5 protein-coding genes and 4 pseudogenes are annotated in these 8,629 nt (G+C 55.9%); 7 read left to right on the plus strand and 2 right to left on the minus strand.

Translation table 11 applies throughout. From position 1 onward, the window contains the following. The first annotated feature begins 537 nt into the window (after positions 1-537). From JKG68_RS29715 to JKG68_RS29735, 6 genes and pseudogenes are all read left to right on the plus strand, one after another. Positions 538-1,236: a LuxR C-terminal-related transcriptional regulator gene (locus tag JKG68_RS29715; protein WP_202065752.1), complete on the plus strand. Its 699-nt coding sequence runs from the start codon at positions 538-540 to the stop codon at positions 1,234-1,236. Between the two features lie 44 nt (positions 1,237-1,280). Continuing rightward, entirely contained in the window at positions 1,281-3,905 is a 2,625-nt protein-coding gene (locus JKG68_RS29720) for an ATP-binding protein (RefSeq protein WP_202065754.1), read from the plus strand. Between the two features lie 366 nt (positions 3,906-4,271). Next, a pseudogene (locus tag JKG68_RS35010) lies at positions 4,272-4,466 on the plus strand (pilus assembly protein TadG-related protein); the annotation flags it as partial. A 243-nt stretch (positions 4,467-4,709) separates the two neighbouring features. Further along, positions 4,710-5,552 (plus strand): hypothetical protein, encoded by an 843-nt coding sequence (locus JKG68_RS33995; protein WP_246516046.1) that lies wholly within the window; start codon positions 4,710-4,712, stop codon positions 5,550-5,552. Continuing rightward, positions 5,533-6,123: a TadE/TadG family type IV pilus assembly protein gene (locus JKG68_RS29730; protein WP_202065756.1), complete on the plus strand. Its 591-nt coding sequence runs from the start codon at positions 5,533-5,535 to the stop codon at positions 6,121-6,123. Before JKG68_RS33995 ends, JKG68_RS29730 begins: the two co-directional genes overlap by 20 nt. Before the next feature lies 1 nt (position 6,124). Then, positions 6,125-6,493 (plus strand): TadE/TadG family type IV pilus assembly protein, encoded by a 369-nt coding sequence (locus JKG68_RS29735; protein WP_202065757.1) that lies wholly within the window; start codon positions 6,125-6,127, stop codon positions 6,491-6,493. Between the two features lie 324 nt (positions 6,494-6,817). Here the strand turns inward: JKG68_RS29735 and JKG68_RS29740 are convergent. Together JKG68_RS29740 and JKG68_RS35190 are read right to left on the minus strand one after the other, a co-directional pair. Continuing rightward, positions 6,818-6,949, minus strand: a pseudogene (locus tag JKG68_RS29740) (ATP-binding protein); the annotation flags it as partial. Positions 6,950-6,962: 13 nt separating this feature from the next. Then, a pseudogene (locus tag JKG68_RS35190) lies at positions 6,963-7,247 on the minus strand (IS481 family transposase); the annotation flags it as partial. 260 nt (positions 7,248-7,507) lie between these two features. Between JKG68_RS35190 and JKG68_RS29745 the strand changes: the two are divergent. After that, positions 7,508-8,551 (plus strand): annotated as a pseudogene (locus JKG68_RS29745) (IS110 family RNA-guided transposase); the annotation flags it as partial. Positions 8,552-8,629 lie beyond the last annotated feature (78 nt).

Raw genomic sequence — 8,629 nt, forward strand, 5'->3', positions numbered from 1 at the left:
ATGAGGGAGCCTTCGTCACCGATGGCAGCCCACCCCAACTCGAAGCCTTCCAAGTCGATCCGTGATGGCTGTTGGCGCTCCCCGCCTTCCGGCAGGGACAGGCGTGCAGCCTGAACCGTTCATAAGAAACGGCCATGACCCTGATTATGTTTTAGTATATTATTTCTGCAGAGGGTTAAAATTTCGTGCTTTGTTGGCCGTGGATCTTCAACGGGAGCCCGTTTGGTCCAGTTCAGTACATCAAGCGCTACTGCAAGCCAGAATCATTGCTCCGCCACGCGATGCCGCCGTAGCTGGAGACATCTCAGCTCGCGCTCGGAGAAGAAGCATCCCGTAGTTTACTTTGCTCTGAATTTAAGCCCGTCACGCAGCATTTTTAGTATACTGATCCAAGAAACTATGCTTTATGCTCATCTCGACAGAACTGTTACAAAGCTCCATTTCGCGTGCTACAAGTTGGGGCGGAGCTCGGCTCTGTATTGAAATCAAGATCCGAAATAGAAGATCGGGCTGAATTCTTGTTAGGGGCAAAGATCCATGACTACGCTGGGCCGTATTGGTCTTATAGCGGATGACGATCCGTATTTTAGGATGGCCGTAGGAGCGATCCTCAATCGGCAGTTCGGCTTCACGGAGATTATAGAGGCAGCCTCACTTGATGAAGCCGTGGAATGCTTAGCCACTAATCCAGATATCTCCACGGCTCTGTTCGATCTCTCCATGCCTGGGATGCGAGCGCCGACGAACTTAAGGGCCGTACGCGAGTGCTTCCCTAAAACGCGTATTGCAGTCATATCAGCCTCAAACGCCCGTCGCGACATTCTCCTTGCCCTTGAGGCAGGCGTGCATGGCTATATGCCCAAAAATCTGAGTATCACAGAGTTGACTGCTGCTCTGCGAACGGTTTTTGACGGGAGCATATTCGTTCCGGCTTCATTGGCGGATATACCCTCAACGTCTGAGTCATACTCCGAGGAACAATTTGCAGCAGACCCGTTGGAACCATCCGGCATGGTCAATCCTCTAACGCCACGGCAGCAGGAAGTGCTCGAACTACTGGTACAAGGCAAGACGAACAAAGAAATCGCGCTGGCGCTCAAACTGGGGGAGGGCACGATAAAAATTCACATGGCAGCGATCTTCCGTTACTTCGGCGTCAATAACCGTGCAGCCGCTGCGGTAGCGGGAGCACGGCCTTACACCGACCGTCAGCGACCTCTTATGCAAGAGGTTTAGATCGACGCATGCGGCGGCTCTGTTGGTGTCCATAGGTGAAGGAGATGCGCGAAATTGCGCCTCTATCGCGGCTGTCCCGCAACAGCCTATTGTGGCGTTTTCTTCTCATCGGCGTTGTTGCACTGGCTCCTTTAAGTGCCGCGCTCCTGCAGTTCGCCAGTGATGACCGCAAGCAGGCATTAAAAGCTGCCAGCGAGAAGGCTGAGATCATAGCTGCCAACATCGTTGACGATCACAACCAACTCGTCCAGCAGGCACAGGATGTGCTGAAGTATCTAATCTTTGCAGAAGAAATCCGATTCCGATCACCGAGCTGTAGCAAGCTTCTTCAGCACTCAGTCGAGATGAACCAGTGGATCAGATCTCTGCGCTTGTCCAACCCGGACGGCAGCGATTTATGCAGCGCTCGCCGCTTTGCGGATCACACTGAAACCATCAAGCAGACTTTGTTCAAGAATAGTATGGACGGAGAGGCGTTCGTCATCAGTGAGCTTTGGATTGATCCAGAGAGCCAGGCGCTCGGTATAACAGCCGCTGCGCCGGTTTTTGAAGGCCAGATTTTTGTCGGAATACTATCAGCTGACATAGATTCCGCAGTCTTTCGCAATAGCTCATCAGGTTATTTGAGCCCTGATCTTGGCATCAGTATGTTTGTTGTGGATCGTAACGGCGCCCTTCTAGGCCACCATCCACCTGTTGACAGCCTTAACAGCACAAGATTTCTCAACACACCCGCTGGCCAGGAAATATCGGTGGGAGCCCGGGAGACCGCGGGACCCGCCGAGGTCTTCGGAACACCCCGCTTAATTGCCTCTCGGACTTTGCCACAGCTCAACGCGACTCTGGCTGTCGGCTTCAGCAGAACTTCCGTTCTTGCGCCTACCGATAAAGCGCTCCGCTATCGGGTTGTTCTGATTTCTCTCATTGTAACCGGATCCCTAGTGCTTGGCCTGCTAGGCGTCGAGTGGCTAATTCTTCGACCGTTGCGCAACCTTGCTGAAGTCGTCGAAGCACTAAAGCGCGGTGATTTCAGCGTCCAATCGCCTTACAAAGGCTTTGGTGAAGTCCGGATCCTAGAGCGAGCGTTTGGCCGTATGGCGAAAGCCGTCGCGGACCGCGAGCGTGAGTTGCTAAACGCGAAAAATGTGGCCGAGAAAGCATCGGAATTGGCAAACGTCGCCAGTAAAGCCAAAACGGACTTTCTGGCTTCTATGAGCCATGAGATCCGAACTCCCCTAAACGGAATCATCGGCTACACGGAATGTCTGCTCGACGAGATTAAGGACTCGAAGCAGCGACGCTACAGCGAACTGATTCAGGTGTCTGCTTCGGCATTGCTGACGGTGGCGAACGATATCCTTGATCTCTCAAGCATTGAGGCAGGTCAGGTTCGCCTTCTGCAGGCGCCTTTCTCGTTGATATCTCTTGTCGACAACACGGTTTCTATAGTGAGCAGTGGCGCGGGCAAGAAGGGAATTCCCATAAAAGCTGAGTTCGATCCACGCCTTCCAAAAACGGTAGTGGGAGATGAGGCACGCCTCCGTCAAATTCTGCTTAACCTCCTAAACAACGCCGTCAAGTTTACCCACGCGGGGCATATCAGAGCGGTCGTTGAGCACAAGGGACATATAGAAGCGGGAGAACGTGTCCGCATCTGGATCATCGACACAGGCATTGGCATTGCACCTGAGCAACATGAGCGGTTGTTCAAGCGTTTTTCTCAGGGAGATCCGTCTATTCGACGTGAGTTCGGAGGAACGGGTTTGGGACTCGCCATCTCCAAACGCCTTGTTGAACTCATGGGGGGAGCCATTGGAGTGGAAAGTGAGCAGGGAAGGGGGGCAAAATTCTGGATTGAGCTGACGCTCCCAAGGGCGGATGAGCTGCAGTCCCACGACATATTAACCAAAATTCCGGTCGCCGCACATCCGGCTCGCATTCTTGTGGCTGAAGACGTTGATATGAACAGAGAGTTGATCGAAGTCCTTCTTCGAGCGGCCGGTCATAAACTTGAGAGTGTCTCGAATGGGGTCGAGGTAGTCGCAGCAGTTCAATCGAGCCACTACGATCTCGTCCTTATGGACATCCAGATGCCCAGTTTGGACGGAATAACAGCCACAAGGATTATTCGCGAACTCGATCACCCGATGAGCAAAGTCCCGATTATCGCGATGACCGCGAACGTCTTACCGCAACAGGTGAGAGAATTCCTTGAAGCCGGTATGAACGACCACATTGGCAAACCAGTTAAACGGGATGATCTGATAAGAAAGTTGCGCCGATGGCTTCCTGCCGACAATTGTAGTGCCTCAAGCGGTGAGAGCCACCCGCTGAGGGCCGTCTTCCAGCAGCAGGCTCTCCACGAGCTTAGGGGGACGATTGGCTCAGAACGCGCGGAACAGTGGATCCAGAGATTCACTGAGCAACTAGGAAACACCTTTGCGCGAGATCAAATCTCCGCGGTCGACCCGCGACAAATCGCTAGAGATGCTCATGCGCTCACCCCCCAGGCAGCTCTCTTGGGCTTCATAGAGTTGGCCGAACTCTGTACAGCACTTGAGCAGGCTTGCCTCACCGCAGGCAACGTACCGCTCATACTGGGGAGGGTCTGTGTCGAAGCTCGCGCCGTACGGAAGTTCATCGCGGCTGGACGGTTGGCAGCCTCATAGCAGGTGAACCACCGAGGCTGCAATGTTGTACTTCGCAGTGCAGCATCAGACATCCACTCTACCGGAGTCGTGATGCTGCTATGGCATGCTGATCGGTCAACCAGTTGCGCAAGTCAAAGTGGGAAGATGTGTTGGGCATGAGGTTGCCTCGGTCGCCGACTGCGCATTGCGGGACCGCAGTATCAATCGCTGCCATAGGTCTAGGGAAGCTTGGGACTAGACTATCTGTCTGAATGGTTCTTTTCCTGAACCAATGGCATATTGCATCATGTACGGACTGCTATCCTCCGAGGCTGTACCTTGATTATCCGTCTTCTCGCTCGATGGGCAAACCGTGCCCGATCTATAGCCTTAATCACCAATTCGTTGCGAACTGGCGGGACTCAACCCTCCTTCGCTGGCACGCTAGCCTTTTGGCACGACAGCAGAGGCAACGTCGCTATTGCAACGGCACTTGCAATGCCAGCGCTCTTAGGGGCGATGGGGCTCGGCACCGAGATAGGCGTTTGGTACTATCGGCAGCAGACAATGCAGAGCGCCGCGGATAGCGCGGCCGTTGCGGCGGCTTCCGCTGGCTCTGCCAGTTACCAAGTAGAGGCACGTGGAGTCGCCACAAAGTACGGCCTTGTCCACGGGCAGGGGCACGTCTCTGTCGAGGTCCAGAATGCCGTGACCTGCCCGGCTGCTTCTGCAGGCGTCGTATACTCCGAGTGCTATAAAGTAGTTATTACCAGCTTCGTTCCTCTCCTTCTCTCACCCTTGGTTGGATACGGGGGCAATGCCACAGTGCCAGAGGGTGGTAAGTTGGTACCCAAAACCCAGCTCGTTTCGACTGCTGTTGCAGCGCGGGTCAACACATCACGCAAATATTGTGTTGTTTCCCTTGGTCAAGCTGATGTGAAAGTTGACTTTGACGTCAACGGTGCTCCCAAGGCTGACTTGGCGGGCTGTGGGGTTATGTCGAACGAGAGCATGGTCTGCAACGGCACGGCGCGAGGGTTCGCAGCGTATGCAGACTCGCCTACTGGAGATAGCAGCGGATGTGGGGAAGTCGCCCATAGGACACCTTCCCAAGCGATCGGGGACTCATTTGCCAAACTAGCGGACAACACACCAATTCAACCCTGCGCCTCTAGTAACAACCTAGATGCACCGCCTGCCGCCGCTGGGATAACTTATTGTGGCGATGTAACGTTGAACAAAGATGTTACCATTACGGCCCCTACGGTCATTGTAATCAAAAGCGGACGGCTCAATCTTAACAGTCATAAACTGACCGGTTCTGCACTGACGATCATATTCACGGGCGTAAACGGCTATGTCGAAGGTAAAGGTACGCTCGATATCACTGCACCAACTAGCGGCGACTGGAAAGGTGTGGCTCTGTACCAGCACCCTGATGCACAGAGAGTAGACTTTACGTTGTCAGGTAGCCAGCAAGAAATGAACGTAAAAGGGTTGTTCTATTTCCCGAACGCGCACCTGACACTAAACGGAGCAGTTAACAAAGACGTTGTCCCCGCTCCCTGTCTCATGATGATGGTCGGAAGTCTTAAGGTTGACGGCGGCGGATTTTTCTCAGACAGCGCCCAGTGTACTGGCCTCATTGACCTGCCTTCAAAAGAACGTGGCCGACTTGTTGGCTAAAGCATCTGTCATGCGTCTCGTCGGCTGTCCCCTTCAGCGCTCCACCAAAGCGGAGCACTCTCTGCGTGGTCGCTTTTGGTTCGATCAGCGTGGAGCAACCGCGATTGAATTTGCGCTGGCCGCAGGAACTCTTGTCTTTTTGATCCTCAACGGCGTCGATCTCGGTCGCTACATCTATGTTCGAAGCCAAGTCGAGAACGCGACGCAAATGGGTGCGCATGGAATTTGGAAGCAATGTGACCCTATGAAACTTCCCATTGTGCCGAAGTGCTATAAAGATCAGGCGGCAGCGAAGGCAGCAGTCGTTAACATAATTGGCGCCATCGTAAAGGGCGTTACTAGCGAACATGTAACAGTGACTGAAGGATATTATTGCTCCGACTCAGCCGGTGCCCTGCACGCGGTTGTGGACGTAACTAAGCCTCCGGCTCAATGCCTGCCCGGAGTCGTCCCGGGGGATTACCTGCAAGTCCAGGTCGGCTACTCATTCAATCCGATATTTGGTGATCTGACAGCGGCCAGAATATTTGGTACTTCGATCTCGACGACCAGTTACATGCGGCTGCAATAAGATGACGTCTCGGATTCAATGCTTTCTAAAAGACGAAAAAGGGGCCGCGGCGCTCGAAATGGCCATGTTGGCGCCTGCATTCCTGACGCTTTTGCTAGGCATCTTCCAGGGCGGACTTCTAGTTTTCACACAGGCGAGCCTGCACTATGCTGTTCACAAGTCAGTCCGCTGTGTAGCATTGCAGGATGTCTGCCCAAGCCCCGCAAGTTACTACCTTGGTACTGGCGCAGCACCGGAGTTTACACCGGCCCAAGAGCCCTGCGGCCGCGCCCTGACGGCGACGGTGAGCTACACCTTCACTGTTTTGCTGTACCACAAGGAAATTCTGCTTTCCGCTAAAGCCTGTTTCCCCAACATCAGGGGAAGCTAATTCTTAGGCTGTATGTGCCACGATACTCATGGCCAGCTAAGAGGCTGGTGAGCAAATCTATTGCTCGATGTAAATCTCTGATTCAGAATAGATTTCGTGCTGGGCCGCTGCGGCGAGTATGGGCTGTTTCACGATCCGGGAGCCCCGACATGGATGATTGCCTTTATGCCAGCGTGCGGATTCCGATGAAGCCGGACGCTTATTCGAAGGTGAAGCCGGACACCTGTTCCGATTTCATTCCGGTCAGTGTTCCGATCTGAAGCCGGACACTCTCCTGGTCTAATCCTGGGTCATGGGAGATGGTGGATTGGGATGGTCCGGTCGTCAATCGGACGATGATGCGGCGGCCGGGGAACGCTGCTTGCGCAGGCTCTCGCCGGAGAGTTCAAACCGGTAAGCATTGTGGACGAGGCGATCCAGGATAGCATCCGCAATGGTCGGATTGCCGATGATCTCGTACAAGCGCTCGACTGTCTGGATGCGAGACCTCCTTGGCATGAGCGACGACCTGGAGGGCCTGGGGAAGTGCTCTGGGAACGGGTGGCTTGAAGCGCCCGTTGGCCAGCTTCGGCTCGGCAGCCAGGCGCCGTTGCACGACCTGCTCGGGTGATGCTCCCTTGAGCACGCGCTGACGTCTCCTGTTGTAGGCTTGGTTGAAGCCCTTGAGCAGGGTCTCGAGATCCCGATGGCTATAGATCGTAATCCCCGGCACCTCGCGCTGCACCCGGCCGTTGAAGCGCTCCACGAGACCATTATCGGGTATGAAATCTGCGGTGCCTTCTCGTCCGGCTGCTCTCCATAGGAGAACAGTGTTATGGTGAGCCCATCTGGGACACGGGGCACCGGGAGCACGAAAGTGCGGGCAGGCCGTCGACAGACATTGGGCTGAGAGCCCGAACTCGTTACATGGCCGCCCCTTGCGACTTGCCCGGATGCGCTGCGAGCGCGGATCAGTAGATGTCGTGCAGCCCGCCAGCTCCCGTTGACAACGAGCACAGCTCGGAGGGAGCAGACATGCGCATCATCGGACTGGATATCCACCGCGCCTTTGCTGAGGCCGTGCTTTGGCAGGATGGCAAACTCAAGCGGCTCGGCCGCATCGACATGCGACGTGATCGCCTAGAAGCCTTCGCCGCGACATTGCATCAGGATGATAGTGTGGTTGTGGAGGCGACTGGCAACGCAGCCTCGGTCGCTGCCGTGATCAGCCCGCATGTGAAGCGGGTGGTGATTGGCAATCCCATGCAGGTGCGGGTGATCGCTCATGCCAAGATCAAGACCGACACCATCGATGCCGGTGTGCTGGCGCAGCTCTATGCCAGCGGCTTCCTGCCGGAGGTCTGGATTCCTGACGAGCCGACCCAGGCGTTGCGCCGTCAGGTGACGCGCCGCAATCAGATTGTGCGCCAGCGCTCGCGGCTCAAGAACATCATCCAGTCGATCCTGCACGCCCATCTGATCCCGGCCTGCCCGCATCAGGATCTGTGTGGGCCTAAGGGGCGGTCTTGGCTGTCAGAACAGGTCCTGCCGGACGATGAGCGGTATGCGGTTGAGCGGCATCTGCGGGAGTTCGACCGGCTGGGCGACGATCTCCAAGTAATCGAGCGCGACCTCGCGCGCTCCGCTCTGGCGGACGAGAGCGTCGCGCGCTTGATGACCATCCCGGGCGTCGACATGGTGGTTGCCCTCGCGCTGGCGGCAGCCATTGGCGATATCCAACGTTTTGAGGCACCACAGAAGCTGGTCAGCTACCTGGGTTTGAACCCGAGCGTGCGCCAGTCCGGTCCGGGGCCTGCCTACCACGGCCGGATCACCAAGCAGGGTCGGGGACACGCCCGGGGCATGCTGGTCGAGGTCGCCTGGGCTGCGGCACGAGCCCCTGGTCCCCTGCGGGCGTTCTTCCTGCGGGTGCGCAGCCGGCGCGGTCAGCACGTGGCGGCCGTGGCAACGGCCCGCAAGCTGGCGGTGCTGATCTGGCATCTATTGCGCAAGGGCGGGAGCTATCTCTGGGCTCGTCCGGCCCTGCACGCCAGGAAGATGCGCGACCTCGAACTCAAGGGTAAGCGGTGTTCTGGACCCACCTTACGTTTGCATGTGTGAGGGACGAGACTGACGGCCTCTGTTTGGAGATCGTTT

This window comes from Microvirga aerilata (genome assembly GCF_016743775.1).
GTDB lineage: Bacteria > Pseudomonadota > Alphaproteobacteria > Rhizobiales > Beijerinckiaceae > Microvirga > Microvirga aerilata.

Coding starts and splice junctions, on each gene's coding strand:
- JKG68_RS29715 (WP_202065752.1), top strand. CDS start 538: ATGACTACGCTGGGCCGTATTGGTCTTATAGCGGATGACGATCCGTAT.
- JKG68_RS29720 (WP_202065754.1), top strand. CDS start 1,281: ATGCGCGAAATTGCGCCTCTATCGCGGCTGTCCCGCAACAGCCTATTG.
- JKG68_RS29735 (WP_202065757.1), top strand. CDS start 6,125: ATGACGTCTCGGATTCAATGCTTTCTAAAAGACGAAAAAGGGGCCGCG.